This is a genomic window from Pseudomonas sp. GM30 (assembly GCF_000282275.2).
In the GTDB taxonomy this organism is placed as follows: domain Bacteria; phylum Pseudomonadota; class Gammaproteobacteria; order Pseudomonadales; family Pseudomonadaceae; genus Aquipseudomonas.
In genome coordinates this window covers 1-15,369 of sequence record NZ_AKJP02000007.1, presented here as the reverse complement: position 1 = coordinate 15,369, position 15,369 = coordinate 1, and the positions used below count along the sequence as shown (strand labels likewise).

Annotated in this window: 16 protein-coding genes and 1 tRNA gene; 12 read left to right on the top strand and 5 right to left on the bottom strand. The window is 61.2% G+C overall.

The annotated features are described in order from the left end of the window. Positions 1-50 precede the first annotated feature (50 nt). Both ygfZ and PMI25_RS05475 read left to right on the top strand, forming a co-directional pair. Entirely contained in the window at positions 51-992 is a 942-nt protein-coding gene (ygfZ, locus tag PMI25_RS05480) for a CAF17-like 4Fe-4S cluster assembly/insertion protein YgfZ (RefSeq protein WP_007963265.1), read from the top strand. Positions 993-1,027: 35 nt separating this feature from the next. Then, complete coding sequence (locus tag PMI25_RS05475; RefSeq protein WP_007963264.1) at positions 1,028-1,849, top strand: HDOD domain-containing protein; 822 nt, start codon at positions 1,028-1,030, stop codon at positions 1,847-1,849. A 152-nt stretch (positions 1,850-2,001) separates the two neighbouring features. Here PMI25_RS05475 and PMI25_RS05470 read toward each other — a convergent pair whose 3' ends face one another. Together PMI25_RS05470 and PMI25_RS05465 are read right to left on the bottom strand one after the other, a co-directional pair. Beyond that, positions 2,002-3,387: a sensor histidine kinase gene (locus PMI25_RS05470; protein WP_007963263.1), complete on the bottom strand. Its 1,386-nt coding sequence runs from the start codon at positions 3,385-3,387 to the stop codon at positions 2,002-2,004. Beyond that, positions 3,380-4,051, bottom strand: a complete 672-nt coding sequence (locus PMI25_RS05465) for a response regulator (RefSeq protein ID WP_003222545.1) — start codon at positions 4,049-4,051, stop codon at positions 3,380-3,382. Before PMI25_RS05465 ends, PMI25_RS05470 begins: the two co-directional genes overlap by 8 nt. 236 nt (positions 4,052-4,287) lie before the next feature. Between PMI25_RS05465 and PMI25_RS05460 the strand changes: the two genes are divergently transcribed. Genes PMI25_RS05460 through PMI25_RS05440 form a run of 5 tightly spaced genes read left to right on the top strand, consistent with a single transcriptional unit; the run spans position 4,288 to position 9,657 of the window. Then, positions 4,288-5,580, top strand: coding sequence for an OprD family porin (locus PMI25_RS05460; RefSeq protein WP_007963262.1), 1,293 nt, complete (start codon positions 4,288-4,290; stop codon positions 5,578-5,580). A 39-nt stretch (positions 5,581-5,619) separates the two neighbouring features. Next, a complete protein-coding gene (locus PMI25_RS05455) occupies positions 5,620-6,597 on the top strand; it encodes a Bug family tripartite tricarboxylate transporter substrate binding protein (RefSeq protein ID WP_007963261.1) in 978 nt (325 codons plus the stop codon). A gap of 58 nt (positions 6,598-6,655) precedes the next feature. After that, positions 6,656-7,114: a tripartite tricarboxylate transporter TctB family protein gene (locus tag PMI25_RS05450; RefSeq protein ID WP_007963260.1), complete on the top strand. Its 459-nt coding sequence runs from the start codon at positions 6,656-6,658 to the stop codon at positions 7,112-7,114. Position 7,115: 1 nt separating this feature from the next. Further along, positions 7,116-8,630, top strand: a complete 1,515-nt coding sequence (locus tag PMI25_RS05445; protein WP_007963259.1) for a tripartite tricarboxylate transporter permease — start codon at positions 7,116-7,118, stop codon at positions 8,628-8,630. After that, complete coding sequence (locus PMI25_RS05440) at positions 8,623-9,657, top strand: AbrB family transcriptional regulator (protein ID WP_007963258.1); 1,035 nt, start codon at positions 8,623-8,625, stop codon at positions 9,655-9,657. Before PMI25_RS05445 ends, PMI25_RS05440 begins: the two co-directional genes overlap by 8 nt. A 159-nt stretch (positions 9,658-9,816) precedes the next feature. On the opposite strand, the gene ung is transcribed toward PMI25_RS05440, so the two are convergent. Continuing rightward, positions 9,817-10,509, bottom strand: a complete 693-nt coding sequence (gene ung, locus PMI25_RS05435; protein WP_007963257.1) for a uracil-DNA glycosylase — start codon at positions 10,507-10,509, stop codon at positions 9,817-9,819. A gap of 132 nt (positions 10,510-10,641) precedes the next feature. Between ung and PMI25_RS05430 the strand changes: the two genes are divergently transcribed. Then, entirely contained in the window at positions 10,642-11,754 is a 1,113-nt protein-coding gene (locus PMI25_RS05430) for an enoyl-CoA hydratase/isomerase family protein (protein WP_007963256.1), read from the top strand. A gap of 66 nt (positions 11,755-11,820) precedes the next feature. On the opposite strand, the gene PMI25_RS05425 is transcribed toward PMI25_RS05430, so the two are convergent. Both PMI25_RS05425 and PMI25_RS05420 read right to left on the bottom strand, forming a co-directional pair. After that, on the bottom strand, positions 11,821-12,219 hold the full coding sequence (locus PMI25_RS05425) for a hypothetical protein (protein ID WP_007963255.1): 399 nt from the start codon (positions 12,217-12,219) through the stop codon (positions 11,821-11,823). A 179-nt stretch (positions 12,220-12,398) separates the two neighbouring features. Beyond that, positions 12,399-12,662, bottom strand: coding sequence for a hypothetical protein (locus PMI25_RS05420; RefSeq protein ID WP_007963254.1), 264 nt, complete (start codon positions 12,660-12,662; stop codon positions 12,399-12,401). Positions 12,663-12,926: 264 nt separating this feature from the next. Between PMI25_RS05420 and PMI25_RS05415 the strand changes: the two genes are divergently transcribed. The 4 genes from PMI25_RS05415 to PMI25_RS05400 all read left to right on the top strand — a co-directional run bounded on the left by PMI25_RS05415 (position 12,927) and on the right by PMI25_RS05400 (position 15,316). After that, positions 12,927-13,157: a cysteine-rich CWC family protein gene (locus PMI25_RS05415; protein WP_045121993.1), complete on the top strand. Its 231-nt coding sequence runs from the start codon at positions 12,927-12,929 to the stop codon at positions 13,155-13,157. Positions 13,158-13,190: 33 nt separating this feature from the next. Next, positions 13,191-13,883 carry a pseudouridine synthase gene (locus tag PMI25_RS05410; RefSeq protein ID WP_007963253.1) on the top strand — a complete coding sequence of 231 codons (693 nt, stop codon included), beginning with the start codon at positions 13,191-13,193 and terminating at the stop codon, positions 13,881-13,883. Positions 13,884-14,198: 315 nt separating this feature from the next. Then, positions 14,199-15,083: an alpha/beta fold hydrolase gene (locus PMI25_RS05405; RefSeq protein ID WP_007963252.1), complete on the top strand. Its 885-nt coding sequence runs from the start codon at positions 14,199-14,201 to the stop codon at positions 15,081-15,083. A 159-nt stretch (positions 15,084-15,242) separates the two neighbouring features. After that, a tRNA-Gly gene (locus tag PMI25_RS05400) sits at positions 15,243-15,316 on the top strand. Positions 15,317-15,369 lie beyond the last annotated feature (53 nt).

The following is a 15,369-nucleotide window of genomic DNA, read 5'->3' as shown; positions in this document are numbered from 1 at the left end:
AACAACGCGCCCTTATGATGTGCCCCAGACTTTTTACCCTGCGATGACCCATGGCCGATTCTGCTTTTTTCTGCACCCTGTCTCATGAAGGCGTACTCGCGGTTCGCGGCGTGGATGCCGGCAAATTCCTGCAAGGCCAATTGACCTGCAACATCAATTACCTCAGCGACAGCCGGGCCAGCCTGGGCGCGCGCTGCACGCAAAAAGGCCGGATGCAGTCGAGCTTCCGCATTCTGCTCGAAGGTGACGGCGTGCTGCTGGCAATGGCCAGCGAACTGCTGGAGCCACAACTGGCGGACCTGAAAAAGTACGCGGTGTTCTCCAAATCCAAACTGACCGACGAAAGCGCCGCCTGGGTGCGTTTTGGTCTGGAGCACGGCGACGCCGCGTTGATCAACCTGGGGCTGAACCTGCCAGGCGAAACCGACAGCGTAGTGCGCAATGCAGGCCTGATCGCGATTCGCGTCTCGCCGGATCGCGCCGAACTCTGGGTACCGGCCGATCAAGTCGATGCCATCAAGGCCAAACTGGCCGCCGCCCTGCCTGAAGGCGAATTGAACCAATGGCTGCTGGGGCAGATTCGCGCCGGTATCGGTCAGGTCATGCCCACCACCCGCGAGCTGTTCATCCCGCAGATGCTCAACTTGCAGGCCGTCGGTGGCGTAAGTTTCAAGAAAGGTTGCTACACCGGCCAGGAAATCGTCGCGCGCATGCAGTACCTGGGCAAGCTCAAGCGTCGCCTCTATCGCGTAGAACTTGATGCGACCGAACTGCCAGAGCCGGGCACCCCGCTGTTCGCCCCAAGCCACAGCAGCGCCATCGGCGAAGTGGTGATTGCCGCCCGCGCCGCAGAAAAGATTGAACTGCTGGCGGTGTTGCAGGCCGAAGCTGCCGAAGCGGGTGATCTGCACCTGGGCGCCCTTGAGGGGCCAGCCCTGCATTTGCTCGACCTGCCCTACGAACTGGATCGCGACCGCGAAATCCAGCGCTGATCGCAGCTTTTGTTGCAACACCCTAGAGAATCTACATGAGCGAGCTGGCGGATAAGGTCCAACAGGATTTGGTTGAGGCCATCGATAACGATGACCTGGTTCTGCCAACGTTACCGGAAGTGGCCCTGCAAATTCGCAAGGCCGCCGAAGACCCGGAGATCAGTGTCAGCGACCTGAGCAAAGTGATTGGCCGCGACACGGCGCTGTCGGCGCGCCTGATCAAAGTGGTCAACAGTCCGTTGCTGCGCGCGACCCAGGAAGTCACCGACCTGCACACCGCAATCACCCGACTGGGGGTGAACTACAGCAGCAACCTGGCGATCGGGCTGGTGATGGAACAGATCTTCCACGCCCGCTCCGAGGTGGTCGAACAGAAGATGCGCGAAGTCTGGCGCAAGAGTCTGGAAATCGCCGGCGTCAGCTACGCCCTGTGCCGCCGTCACACCCAACTCAAACCTGATCAGGCGGCGCTGGGCGGACTGGTGCATCAGATCGGCGTTCTGCCGATCCTGACCTACGCCGAAGATCACTACGAACTGCTGTCGGACCCGGTCAGCCTCAACCATGTGATCGACCATATTCACCCGTTGCTGGGCGACAAGCTGTTGCGGGTCTGGGAATTTCCCGAGCAACTGGTGGCGTTGCCCGGGCTGTATCTGGATTTCAAACGCGAATCGGCGCACCTCGATTACGTCGATCTGGTGCAGGTGGCGAGCCTGTATTGCCACAAGGACAGCGATCATCCGATTGCGCGGATTGACCCGCTCAGCGTGCCGGCGTTCAGGAAGCTTGGGATCGATCCGGAGAACAAGCCATTGTGCGCGGATCTGGAAGAATCGCGGACGATGTTTTACTGACCGGTGGCGAGGGAGCTTGCTCCCGCTGGACTGCGAAGCGGCCCCAAAACCAGGCGATCTCTCTTCATCAGGCAAACCGTGCACTCAGGGATCATGACTGCTGCGCAGCCGAGCGGGAGCAAGCTCCCTCGCCACAACAGCCATCTCGGCTGCTATCCGGCAATAAAACTCACCCGAACCTTCAAACCGGCCTGCTCACCATCGTGCAAGCTGATCTGCGCCAGATGCGCCCGGCAGATCTCTCCGACAATCGCCAGCCCCAACCCTGAGCCCGCGACCTGCTGATTGCGCCGATAAAAGCGTTCAAACACTCGATCACGCTCCTCCAGCGGAATCCCCGGCCCGTCATCTTCAACTTCAAGCACCGCCGGCGCCGCGACCCGCAGAATCACGTTGCCGCCCGGTGGGGTATGCGCCAGTGCGTTGTCCACCAGATTGCTCAGCAGTTCATTGAGCAACGTCGGCTCACCGCGCAGCCACACCGGTTCATCCGCCTCCAGTGCCAGCGCGACCCCGCGCGCATGAGCCAACGGCGCCATAGCCATGCCCAGCTCGCGAGCCAATTGACTCAGATCCAGCAGTTGCGCGCCGCCCTCGGCAATCGCCCGGGCACCGTTTTCCACCCGCGCCAGCGACAGCAGTTGATTGGCCAGATGGGTCAGGCGGTCGGTGCTTTGCGCAGAGGATTCCAGGGTTGTGCGCCAGGTTTCCGGTTCACTGGAACGCAGCCCCAACTCCAGCCGCGCCTTCAACGCCGCCAGTGGCGTGCGCAGCTCGTGCGCGGCATCGGCAATGAACTGCGCCTGCCGCTCGAACTGCCCGCGCAAACGTTCGGTGAAGTGATTGAGCGCGCGCACCAGCGGCCACAATTCGCGCTGCACTTCCACCAGCGGCAGCGGCCGCAAATCATCGGGCTGACGCTCCTCCACCGCCGTGCGCAAACGCTCCAGCGGGCGCAGCGCGGCACTCACCGCAAACCACACCAGCAACAAGGCGCCGATGGCGAGCATGCCCAGACGCAGCAGTGTATCGGCCGCCAGACTGCGGGCCATGCTGACCCGCGCCTCGTCGGTTTCCGCGACACGGATTTCCGCCATGCCGTTCATGTTCGGTTCGGTGACCGCTTTGAGCAGGCTGACCACGCGCACGTTCTGCCCGCGATAGGTCGCGTTATAGAAGCGCGCGAGCGCTGGATAATCGTCGGTTCTCGGCGTACCGGGTGGTGGCCCGGGCAGGTTTTCATAGCCGGAAATCAGCTTCTGATGGATGTCGTTGACCTGGTAGTAAATCCGCCCGGCGCTGTCGTAAGCGAAGGTGTCCAGCGCCACGTAGGGCACGTCGGCGCTGAGCGTGCCGTCGCGCTGCGACAGGCCGGCGGCAATGGTTCGCGCCGAGGCCAACAGGGTTCGGTCGTAGGCTGTATCGGCAGCTTCGCGCCCGTTCCAGTACGCGCTCAAACCACTGGCGAGCATCAGCACCACCAGCAGCAATGCGAGGTTCCACAGCAACCGCCAGCGCAGGCTGCTGGGCTTATGCATCGCGGCTTTCCAGCAGGTAACCGAGGCCACGGAAAGTCACGATCGCCACCGGTTGGCCGTCGAGTTTCTTGCGCAGGCGATGCACGTAGATTTCGATGGCGTCGGGGCTGGCTTCTTCGTCGAGGCCGAATACCTGAGCGGCCAGTTGTTCCTTGCTCATCACCCGTCCCGGCCGGGCGATCAGGGCTTCGAGCACCGCTTGCTCGCGGGAGGTCAGGGTCAGCAGTTCTTCGCCGAGGCTGAAGCGCCGGGTGTCCAGATCGTAGGCCAGCACGCCGCAGCGCTGCTGACGCTCGCCACCGAGCACACTGCGCCGCAGCAGGGCTTTGACCCGGGCTTCGAGCTCGGTCAGTTCGAACGGTTTGGCCAGATAATCGTCGGCGCCGAGATTCAAGCCGTGAACTCGATCCTTCACGTCGCTGCGCGCGGTCAGCATCAATACCGGCAGGTTTTTACCGCGTGCGCGCAGGCGCGCCAACACTTCGAAACCGTCCATGCGCGGCAGGCCGACATCGAGGATCGCCATCGCGTATTCCTCGCTGCCCAGCGCCAGGTCGGCGGCCACGCCATCGTGCAGCACGTCCACGGTCAGACCGGTGCTCTTGAGCGCCTGGGCGACACTTTCGGCCAGTTGCAAATGGTCTTCGACGAGCAGAACACGCATGGATCTCTACCTCATTCAGGGATGGCCGACGCCACTCTTTGCCGCGGAGTTTACAGCCGCAACCGCCGCTGTGAAGCCCGAAACCCGCGAAATCCAGCTGAAAGGTTAGCGAAAGGTTGGGTCGTTAGAGTCCGGTCACGGACAGTTTCGACTGCCGTCGCTGCTGCCACACAGCGATACGAAAAACGCCTCGAAGCGTTTTCGACCAATAAGAACAATAAACGGAGTACACCCGCATGCCGTCCTTGCAGACCAAGGCTTCTACGCCTGTTCGTCCTTCTCGTTTGCGCCACGCCACCCTCGCCAGCACCGCTGCCCTCGCCGGGTTTTCGCCGCTGAGCTACGCCGACTTCATCAAAGACAGTTCCGCCACCTTCGAAACCCGCAACATGTACTTCAACCGCGACTTTCGCGACGGCACCAGTGCCCAGCAAAGCAAGCGTGATGAATGGGCGCAGGGTTTCATGCTCAACCTGCAATCGGGTTACACCGACGGCACCGTGGGGTTCGGTGTCGATGCGCTGGGGATGCTCGGGGTCAAGCTGGATTCGAGTCCCGACCGTACCGGCACCGGCCTGTTGCCGACCCACGATGACGGGCGCGCGGCGAACGAATATTCAAAAGTCGGCCTGACCGGCAAAGTGAAAATCTCCGCCACCGAACTGAAAATCGGCAGCCTGATTCCCGAACTGCCGATCCTCAAACCGAATGACGGGCGCATCCTGCCGCAGACGTTTGAAGGTGGTTTGCTGACCTCCAAAGAGATCAAGAACCTGACCTTCACTGGCGGCCGTCTGGAGAAAGCCAAGGATCGCGACAGCACCGACTTCGAGGACATCGCCCTCAACAACAAGAACAGCCGTTTTGCCGGCACCGCGGCCGGCAAGCATTTCGACTTTGCCGGCGCGGACTACAAGTTCACCGACAAGATCACCGGCAGCTACCACTTCGCCCAGCTCGACGAAGTCTATAACCAGCACTTCTTCGGTCTCGTTGCCTCGCGGCCGATGGGCCCGGGCACCTTCGCCACCGACCTGCGCTTTGCCGTCAGTGATGATCAAGGCGCGGCCCGGGGTGGCGAGATCGACAACCGCTCGCTCAACGGTCTGGTCAGCTATGCCCTGAGCGGCCACAAGTTCACCGCCGGTTATCAGCACATGTCCGGCGACAGCGCGTTCCCGTATGTCGATGGCAGCGACCCGTACCTGGTCAACTTCGTGCAGATCAACGACTTCGCCGGCGCCGAGGAACGCTCGTGGCAAGCGCGCTACGACTTCGACTTCGCCCGCCTCGGCATCCCCGGCCTGTCGTTCATGAGCCGTTACCTGAGCGGTGACAACATCAAGCTCAAGAACGGCGAAGAAGGCAAAGAGTGGGAGCGCAACACCGAGATCAAATATGTAGTACAAAGCGGCGCCCTGAAGGACGTTGCCGTACGCCTGCGTAATGCCACCTACCGTTCCAACTACTCCGCTCGCGATGCCGATGAAGTGCGTCTGCTGGTGAGCTATAGCGTTGCCCTTTGGTAATTCAGTACGTCCATAACAACAACTCCCAAGGAGACATAGATGAACTTATCACTGCGTAAAGTTGCTCTGGCCGCTGGCGTCATGCTGTTCGCCGGCCAATTGATGGCCGAACCGAAACGTCCGGAATGCATCGCCCCGGCCTCCCCCGGCGGTGGTTTCGACCTGACCTGCAAACTGGCGCAGAGCGCGCTGGTCAACGAAAAACTGCTGACCAAACCGATGCGCGTGACTTACATGCCCGGCGGTGTCGGCGCGGTGGCGTACAACGCGGTCGTCGCCCAGCGCCCGGCCGATGCCGGCACGCTGGTGGCGTGGTCCAGCGGTTCGTTGCTGAACCTGGCGCAAGGCAAGTTCGGCCGTTTCGATGAAACCAACGTGCGCTGGCTGGCCGCCGTCGGCACCAGCTATGGCGCCATCGCGGTGAAAAGCGATTCGCCGTACAAGACCCTCGACGATCTGGTCAAAGCCCTGAAGAAAGATCCGAGCTCCGTGGTCATCGGCTCCGGCGGCACCGTCGGCAGCCAGGACTGGATGCAGACCGCACTGATCGCCAAGGCTGCCGGGATCAACCCGCGTGACCTGCGTTACGTCGCCCTCGAAGGCGGCGGCGAAATCGCTACTGCACTGCTCGGCGGTCACATTCAGGTGGGTAGTACCGACATCTCCGACTCCATGCCGCATATCCAGAGCGGTGACATGCGGCTGCTCGCGGTGTTCGCCGACAAGCGCATCGACGAGCCGGAAATGAAGGACATCCCGACCGCGCGCGAGCAGGGCTACGACATCGTCTGGCCGGTGGTACGCGGTTTCTACCTCGGGCCAAAAGTCAGCGACGAAGACTACGCCTGGTGGAAAGACGCCTTCGACAAACTGCTGGCCTCGGACGACTTCGCCAAGCTGCGCGATCAACGTGAACTGTTTCCGTTCGCCATGACCGGCCCGGAACTGGACACCTACGTGAAGAAGCAGGTCGCGGACTACAAGGTGCTGGCCAAAGAGTTCGGCCTGATTCAGTGATCGTCTCTGTCTAGCGGCTGCGGCCTCGCGCATCGAGGCCTCGGCACAGGAGTTTCCCATGCTCTTACAACGCATTTTCGCCTCGGTGCTATTGCTGGCCTGCGTCGGCCTGGCGCTGATGGCGTGGCCGTATCAAGCGGCTTTTTCTTACGAACCGGTCGGCCCGCGCGCCTTTCCCCTGCTGATGCTTGGCCTGATGGGCGTGGCACTGCTGTACATGGTGTTCCGCCCGGCACCGATCAAACACAGCGAAGAAGAGCCGCCACTGGATCGCCAAACCCTGACCAAGATCGGCATCTGCGTGCTGTTGCTGCTGGTCTTCGCCGGTCTGTTCGAACCGCTGGGCTTCATCCTCAGCAGCATCCTGATCGGCATCCCGATGGCGCGCCTGTATGGCGGTCGCTGGCTGCCGAGCATTGTGGTGACAACGTTGATGGCCATCGGTCTGTACCTGCTGTTCGACCGTCTGATGGACGTTCCGCTGCCTCTGGGCCTGCTCGACGTTCTGGAGAACTGATATGGATACTCTTGGTTATTTGGGTCAGGGCTTCGGCGTCGCGCTGAGTCCGTACAACCTGGTCACGGCCCTGACCGGCACGCTGATCGGCACCGTGGTCGGGCTGTTGCCGGGCCTGGGCCCGATCAATGGCGTGGCCCTGCTGATCCCGATCGCCTTCGCCCTCGGCCTGCCGCCGGAGTCGGCGCTGATTCTGCTGGCGGCGGTGTATCTGGGCTGCGAATACGGCGGGCGGATCAGCTCGATCCTGCTGAACATTCCGGGCGAAGCCTCAACCGTGATGACCACCCTCGACGGTTATCCGATGGCGCGTCAGGGCCTGGCCGGTGTCGCCCTGTCGCTGTCGGCATGGAGTTCGTTCATCGGTGCGTTCATCGCCACCTGCGGCATGGTGCTGTTCGCCCCGCTGCTGGCGAAATGGGCGATTGCCTTTGGCCCGGCGGAATACTTCGTGCTGATGGTGTTCGCGATTGTCTGCCTCGGCGGCATGGCCGGCGATCGACCGCTGAAGACTTTTATTGCGGCGCTGATCGGGCTGTTTCTGTCGACCGTCGGCATCGACGCCAACAGCGGTGTTTATCGCTTCACCGGCGACAACATTCACCTGACCGACGGCATTCAGTTCGTGGTGTTGGTGCTGGGTCTGTTCTCGGTCAGTGAAATCCTCCTGCTGCTGGAAAAAACCCATCGCGGTCAGGAAGCGGTGAAGGCCACCGGGCGCATGATGTTCAACTTCAAGGAAGCGGCGTCGGTGTTCGTGGTGAACATTCGTTGCGGCCTGCTGGGTTTCATCATGGGCGTGTTGCCGGGTGCCGGCGCGACGCTGGCCAGTGCCGTGGCCTACATGACCGAAAAACGCATCGCCGGTACTGGCGGCAAATTTGGTCAGGGTGACGCCCGTGGCCTCGCCGCCCCGGAAACCGCGATCGGCGCTTCGGCCTGTGGCGCACTGGTGCCGATGCTGACCCTCGGCGTACCCGGTTCGGGCACCACAGCGGTGATGATCGGCGCCCTGTCGCTGTACAACATCACCCCGGGGCCGCTGTTGTTCCAACAGCAACCGGACATCGTCTGGGGCCTGATCGCCTCGCTGTTCATAGCCAACATCATGCTGGTGATCCTCAACATCCCGATGATCCGCATCTTCACCCGCATCCTCGCCGTGCCGAACTGGGCACTGGTGCCGGTGATCGCGATCATCACCGGGATCGGCGTGTATGCGGTGCATGCGACCACGTTCGACCTGTTCCTGATGGTCGGCATCGGTATCTTCGGCTACATCCTGCGCAAGCTGGATTTCCCGCTGTCGCCAGTACTGCTGGGGTTCATTCTCGGTGGGTTGATGGAGCAGAACCTGCGTCGTGCGCTGTCGATCTCCAACGGTGCGCTGGAAATCCTCTGGTCGAGCCCGATCACTTTCGGCGTGTGGATCCTGACCGCGATCATGTTGCTGCTGCCGCTGCTGCGCATCTGGCGCAAACGTTCGGCGGCGCAACGCGCCATCGCCGATGTCTGATCGCTCCTCCCTCAGAAGCTGGTGGGCGACCCCGCTGGTCGGTCTGCTTGGCGGTTTCATCGCCAGCCAGATCGGCTGGCCACTGCCGTGGATGGTCGGCTCGCTGCTGGCGATCATCCTCGTGCGCTGCCTGACCCCGTGGCAACTCACGGAAATCCCCGGCGGGCGCAAATGCGGCCAATGGATTGTCGGCATCGGCATCGGCCTGCACTTCACCCCGGTGGTGATGGAGCAGGTGCTGAGTCATTTCGGTCTGATCTTCTTCGGTGCGCTGGTCACCAGTCTGTCGGCGGTGGTCGGCGTATGGTTGATGCGCCGTACCGGCGAAGATCGCGCCACAGCGTTTTTCTCGAGCATGCCCGGCGGCTCCGGGGAGATGGTCAACCTCGGCGCGCGCAATGGCGCGCTGCTCAGCCATGTCGCCGCGGGGCAGAGTCTGCGGGTGCTGGTGGTGGTGCTGTGCGTGCCGGCCGCGTTCAAGTATCTGCTGGGCGACGGCACGCCGATTTCCCACGCCGGCAACGTCGATTGGCGCTGGCTGGCGATTCTGTTTCCTACGGGCGCCCTGCTCGCCTGGCTCTGGCAGCGTTTGCGTCAGCCCAATCCGTGGCTGTTCGGGCCGCTGCTGGTCAGTGCCACGGTGAGCATTGCCTGGGATTTGCACATCGGCCTGCCGGACGGCGGCAGCCAGATCGGTCAGTGGCTGATCGGCAGCGGGCTGGGCTGTCACTTCAATCGACAGTTCTTCCGTCGCGCACCGTCATTCATGGGCCGTACGCTGATCGGCACGGCGCTGACCATGTTGATCGCCACATTGGCCGCGCTGGGTTTGAGTGCGCTGACCCATCTGGATCTGCGTTCACTGACGTTGGGCATGATGCCCGGCGGCATCGCCGAGATGAGTCTGACGGCGGAGACCCTGCAACTGTCGGTGCCGCTGGTGACGGCGATGCAGGTGATGCGCTTGCTGTTCGTGCTGTTTCTGGCGGAACCGTTGTTCAAATACTGGAATCGTAATCCCGAGTAATACCGCGTCACTGTGGCGAGGGAGCTTGCTCCCGCTGGGCTGCCCAGCAGACCCGAGATCCTTGAACCGGGCGCTTCTGGCACACCGAAATCACAGGTTTTGCGGCGGCTGCGCAGCCGAGCGGGAGCAAGCTCCCTCGCCACAGATTTACTCAGCCGTTCAGACCGGCGGCAACCGCCACTCGATCGGCGCTTCACCATTCTGCTCAAGAAACTTGTTGGTCCGGCTGAAATGCCCGCACCCGAGGAATCCACGATAAGCCGACAACGGCGACGGATGCACCGAGGTCAGCACCAAATGCTTGGTCGCATCAATCAGCTTCTGTTTGCTCTGCGCATGCGCCCCCCACAGCATGAACACCAGATGCGGCTGCCGTTCGCTGACCAGTTCGATGATCCGGTCGGTGAAGAACTGCCAGCCCTTGTCCTTGTGCGCGTTGGCATTCGCGCGCTCGACGGTCATGGTGGTGTTGAGCATCAACACGCCCTGATCGGCCCAGCTCTGCAGGTAGCCGTGGTTGGGGATGTCGATGTTCAGGTCGCGTTTCAACTCTTTGTAGATGTTGACCAGCGACGGCGGCGCCGGCACGCCGGGTTGCACCGAAAAGCACAGGCCATGGGCCTGGCCCGGGCCGTGGTACGGGTCCTGGCCGAGGATCACCACTTTGACTTTATCCAGCGGCGTCGAATTCAGCGCGTTGAAAATCAGCGGACCCGGCGGATAAATCTCCTTGCCGGCCGCCCGCTCCTGCTGCAGAAAATTGCGCAACTCTGCCATATAAGGCTGGTCGAATTCAGCACGCAGTGCCTCCTTCCAGCTCGGTTCGAGTTTGATACGGTCGTCAGCAGTCATGGTCATACCCGGCAAAAACAATGGGGCGAACCCTAGGAAAGCCGACCACGCTTGTCAATTGATCTGACGCAGATCCGGCACTTTCCCGCACAGCGATCATACTGAACGCTCAATTTCCCGATCGAGGTCACGATGAATCTGCACTTCGAAGAACTCACCGGCACCGACGGCGCCCGTCTCGGGATCGCCAGCCTGGATGCTGAAAAGTCGCTCAACGCGCTGTCCTTGCCGATGATCAATGCGCTGAGCGACAAACTGAACGCCTGGGCCAAGGATCCACAAATCGTCTGCGTGCTGCTGCGCGGCAACGGCGCCAAGGCGTTCTGCGCCGGCGGCGAAGTGCGCAGCCTGGTGGAGGCCTGTCGCGCCCATCCCGGCGAAGTCCCGCCACTGGCGGCGCAGTTTTTCGCCGCCGAGTATCGCCTGGACTACAGCTTGCACACCTACCCCAAACCGCTGGTTTGCTGGGGCCACGGTTACGTGCTCGGCGGCGGCATGGGCCTGTTGCAAGGCGCGAGCACGCGGATCGTCACGCCGAGCAGTCGCCTGGCGATGCCGGAGATCACCATCGGTCTGTATCCGGACGTCGGGGCCAGTTGGTTTTTGTCACGGTTGCCGGGCAAGCTCGGTTTGTTCCTCGGTCTGACGGGTGCACACATGAATGGCCGCGATGCGATCGATCTGGATCTGGCCGACCGTTTCCTGCTTGAAGAGCAGCAACCGCAGCTGATCGAAGGCCTGCTGCAACTCAACTGGCAGGAACAGACCGACATGCAGCTCAACAGTCTGTTCAAGGCCCTGCAACAGGAAGCCGTCGGGCAGATGCCCGAGGCGCAATGGTTGCCGCGCCGCCAGCAGATCGATGAACTGCTCGACGTCAGCGACGTCACCTGTGCCTGGAAAGCCATCAGCCTGCAACGCGACAGCAGTGATCCGCTGATCGCCCGCGCCGCGAAAACCCTGAGCGAAGGCTCACCGCTGACCGCGCATCTGGTCTGGGAACAGATCCTCCGCGCCCGCTATCTGTCGCTGGCCGAAGTGTTTCAGATGGAATACACCCTGAGCCTCAACTGCTGCCGGCACCCGGAATTCAGCGAAGGGGTGCGGGCACGGCTGATCGACAAGGATCAGAAACCGCACTGGCATTGGCCGGACATCAATACCGTGCCGGACGCGGTGGTCGAGGCGCATTTTCACAAGGTCTGGGAAGGTCGGCATCCGTTGGCGGATTTGACGGTTTACTGAATGCCCGGCAAATCGCAGGCAGAAAAAAAGCGGCGCTCAATGCGCCGCTTTTTTGTTTGCGGATGCTTACCAGCGACCGCCTCGCCCGCCGTGGTCACCGCGGTTACCGTGATGGTCACGGCCACCACGGTCACGATCCCAACCTCCACCGCGGTGGCCGTCCCAACGGCCACGATCATTGTCGTGCCAGCGACGGCTCTCGTAGTAGCGCGGCGCTGGCTGGTAGTAACGTGGCGCCGAGTAATAACGCGGGGCCGGTTGGTAGTAACGCGGGGCCGCCTGGTAGTAGCGCGGGGCCGAGTAGTAGGTGCTGCCACCGCTGTAATAGGTACCGCCAGTGTTGTAGTACGCCGGAGCGGGTGAGGTGTAGACCTCTGAGCTGTAATAACTGTCTGCGTAGGAGTAGGGAGCGCAACCGGCAACGGAAAACATCATCGCAGCAAGTAGAAGAATTCGTCGATACATGGCGGCCTCCTGGACCGCGGGTAGCCGCACCAGCGACGCTGGCAGGCATCAGTCGTTTATTCGGTGACTGACGAAACATCTGACAGCGTTTTCCGAATCTGGTGCGCTTCCGTAACAAGTTGAAACATGTGATTGATGAAATCCTGTTCATTTGGAAAACACTGTCATTCAGCTACTGATCAATGGTGCCCACCGTGATAGCCGCCGCCGTGGTAACCACGTCCATAACCGCCGCGATAGCCGTGACCGCCGTAGTAATAGTGCCCGCCACCGTAATAGCGCGGGCCGTAATAACCGCCGTAGTAATAAGGTGAGTAATAGCCGGGATAGTAGTAAGTGGCAGGGTAAGCATCGTAAGGACCGGCGTAGTAATAACACCCGGACAGACCCAGGCCGAGCACCGCTCCCAGCAGCACCCGGCGCAACAGTTTTGAAATACCCATGACGGCCTCCTGAAAGACCCACGGCCGCAGCAGGACAGCACAGCCGACACAGTTTTTGACTGTCAGGTCCGGGGCAAGTGCCGGGCGCGGAAAGGCTTCAGATCAGCGGCGTCAGTCACACTGAAAATCCTCTGTGGTAGCAGGCTTGCTCCCACAGTTGGCCTGCGAGCTTGCACAGGCTACCGTTCCGGGCCGATCATGCGATGCAACGGGCCAAGCAAACCGGCCGTAACCGCACCTGCGTGGAAATGCCTCACCCGACTTATGCCTGATTCCGACACTAAACCCGACCTCTGCCCGGCCTGCGGCGCCCGCAACGACTGCAGCCTTGCCGACCCGCGCACCGCTGACCGAGCCTGCTGGTGCTACGGCGTCAGCATTGATCCGGCAGTCCTCGAGGCGCTGCCGGCGGCGCTGCGCGACAAATCCTGCCTATGCCCGCGCTGCGCTCAGGTCGAAGCGCAACTGCAAGCAGCGGCTCGGCCAATCCCGTAAGATGCGCGACCCTTTTTCCGCCGATTCCTGACCATGCGCGTCGACCGTTTCCTCAGCAACCTGCCCCGCTATAACCGTCAGCAGGTTCGCCTGTTGCTGGTGGAAAAGCGCGTGCGGATCGACGGAAAAGTCGTCAGCGACCCGCACAGCGAAGTGCTGGAGTTCAGCCGCGTCGAAGTCGACGAAGAAGTCCTGCAACTCGGCAAACCGGCACGTTATTTCATGCTGCACAAACCGCCCGGCTGCGTCAGCGCCACCCGCGATCCGCAACACCCGACCGTGCTTGATCTGATCGATGAACCGGACAAGGACGACCTGCACATCGCCGGGCGCCTCGACTTCAACACCACCGGGCTGATGCTGATCACCAACGATGGCAGCTGGTCGCGACGCCTGACCCAACCGCAGACCAAACTGCCGAAGGTCTATTACGTCGAGACCGAACAGGAGATCGGGCCGCAATACGCGCTCACGTTTGCCGAGGGCATCTACTTCGCTTTCGAAAACCTGACCACGCAACCGGCGCGACTCGAAGTGCTCGGCCCGCGAGTGGCGCGCCTGAGTATCATCGAGGGTCGCTACCATCAGGTGAAGCGCATGTTTGGTCACTTCAACAACAAAGTCTTGCGCCTGCACCGCGAATCCATGGGCCCGCTGTCGCTGGATAACGCGCTAAAACCGGGCGAGTACCGCGCTTTGCGCACCGAAGAGATCCATTTGTTCTAAGCCGGCGACCGCTCAGCAGAAGTTGTCGAACAATTTACCAACGGCACTTGCGCGATCCCGCTCCCACTGCTTGAATCAGGACGTCGGCCAAATTGTGACCGATTAGTCACAACATACTTCCAAGAAACTTTTTGCCGGTCGTCAGCCCTTGGGTTGCGCCTCAGCCGGCAGACTGCCCGCCAATAACAACACCCGTCGACCGCAGTCATGGATCGACATGGGCCAAGCAAATTCCAGGCGTATGCCTACCTGTCACAAAGCTCGTGCAATCTCTATTTGCGCGCATACCCGCTTGCTTGCCAGGAGTCTTATGACATGAGGCCAGAAATCGCTGTGCTGGATATACAGGGTCAGTATCGGGTTTACACGGAGTTCTATCGCGCAGACGCCGCAGAAAAGACCATCATCCTGGTCAACGGCTCGATGGCCACGACTGCGTCGTTTGCACAGACTGTGAAAAACCTGCACCCGCAATTCAACGTGGTTTGCTACGACCAACCCTACGCGGGCAAGTCGAAAATCCACAACCGTCACGAGAAACATCTGACCAAGGAAGTCGAAGGGCTGATCTTGCTGGAGCTGATCGACCATTTCGGCGCCGAACACGTGCTGTCGTTTTCCTGGGGGGGTGCGGCTACTCTGGTTGCCCTGTCCCACCAGCCGCGGCGTATCGAGAAAGCCGTGATCAGCTCGTTCTCGCCGGTGATCAACGCACACATGCTTGATTACCTTGAGCGCGGTGTCGATTACCTCGGCCAGCGCGACGGCGACCGCGTCGGGCATCTGGTCAACAGCACTATCGGCAAACACCTGCCGTCACTGTTCAAGCGCTTCAACTATCGCCACGTCAGCAGCCTGGCCGAACACGAATATGGGCAGATGCACTTCCACATCAGTGACGTACTGCACAGTGATCGCCAGTGCTATTTGAATGCGGCGAAGAAGATCAACGTGCCGGTGCTGTTTCTCAACGGCGAATGGGATGAGTACACCGCCGCTGAAGACGCTCGGATATTTGCCAACCACGTGGCGCACAGCACCTTCACCACGCTGCAGGCTACTGGGCACTTCCTCGACATGGAGCACAAGGCCGCTTGCCGCGATAGCCAGAACGCCCTGCTGGGTTTCCTGAAGCCCTCACCGCAGTCGAGCCGAACGCGTTACGCGTTCGTTCAGGATCACCATGCATTGGCCATTTGAAAAAGCGTCGTCGCGAGCGAGTCTGTGGGGCTGAAAGACCAGCATTGATTGTCCTGCAGATTTGCCCGCGAATGACCGTTTTCAATGCTGTAACGCGCTGCGGGCAAAAGAAAAACTTCAAATCTGCGCCCGACTCTGGTACAAAGTCAGCCGCTCTGAGCGGGTATAGTTTAGTGGCAAAACGAAAGCTTCCCAAGCTTTAGTTGAGGGTTCGATTCCCTCTACCCGCTCCACTCAATCAGGTCTCACGTCGTGGTTATGACGGGGGATGCAGACACAAAAAAAC

Bases quoted from the DNA above. Each gene is read 5' to 3' on its own strand.
- PMI25_RS05465 (WP_003222545.1), bottom strand. From the start codon at position 4,051: ATGCGTGTTCTGCTCGTCGAAGACCATTTGCAACTGGCCGAAAGTGTC.
- PMI25_RS05425 (WP_007963255.1), bottom strand. From the start codon at position 12,219: ATGTATCGACGAATTCTTCTACTTGCTGCGATGATGTTTTCCGTTGCC.
- PMI25_RS05455 (WP_007963261.1), top strand. From the start codon at position 5,620: ATGAACTTATCACTGCGTAAAGTTGCTCTGGCCGCTGGCGTCATGCTG.
- PMI25_RS05415 (WP_045121993.1), top strand. From the start codon at position 12,927: ATGCCTGATTCCGACACTAAACCCGACCTCTGCCCGGCCTGCGGCGCC.
- PMI25_RS05475 (WP_007963264.1), top strand. From the start codon at position 1,028: ATGAGCGAGCTGGCGGATAAGGTCCAACAGGATTTGGTTGAGGCCATC.
- PMI25_RS05445 (WP_007963259.1), top strand. From the start codon at position 7,116: ATGGATACTCTTGGTTATTTGGGTCAGGGCTTCGGCGTCGCGCTGAGT.
- PMI25_RS05410 (WP_007963253.1), top strand. From the start codon at position 13,191: ATGCGCGTCGACCGTTTCCTCAGCAACCTGCCCCGCTATAACCGTCAG.
- ung (WP_007963257.1), bottom strand. From the start codon at position 10,509: ATGACTGCTGACGACCGTATCAAACTCGAACCGAGCTGGAAGGAGGCA.
- PMI25_RS05430 (WP_007963256.1), top strand. From the start codon at position 10,642: ATGAATCTGCACTTCGAAGAACTCACCGGCACCGACGGCGCCCGTCTC.
- PMI25_RS05405 (WP_007963252.1), top strand. From the start codon at position 14,199: ATGAGGCCAGAAATCGCTGTGCTGGATATACAGGGTCAGTATCGGGTT.
- PMI25_RS05440 (WP_007963258.1), top strand. From the start codon at position 8,623: ATGTCTGATCGCTCCTCCCTCAGAAGCTGGTGGGCGACCCCGCTGGTC.
- PMI25_RS05420 (WP_007963254.1), bottom strand. From the start codon at position 12,662: ATGGGTATTTCAAAACTGTTGCGCCGGGTGCTGCTGGGAGCGGTGCTC.
- PMI25_RS05450 (WP_007963260.1), top strand. From the start codon at position 6,656: ATGCTCTTACAACGCATTTTCGCCTCGGTGCTATTGCTGGCCTGCGTC.
- PMI25_RS05470 (WP_007963263.1), bottom strand. From the start codon at position 3,387: ATGCATAAGCCCAGCAGCCTGCGCTGGCGGTTGCTGTGGAACCTCGCA.
- ygfZ (WP_007963265.1), top strand. From the start codon at position 51: ATGGCCGATTCTGCTTTTTTCTGCACCCTGTCTCATGAAGGCGTACTC.
- PMI25_RS05460 (WP_007963262.1), top strand. From the start codon at position 4,288: ATGCCGTCCTTGCAGACCAAGGCTTCTACGCCTGTTCGTCCTTCTCGT.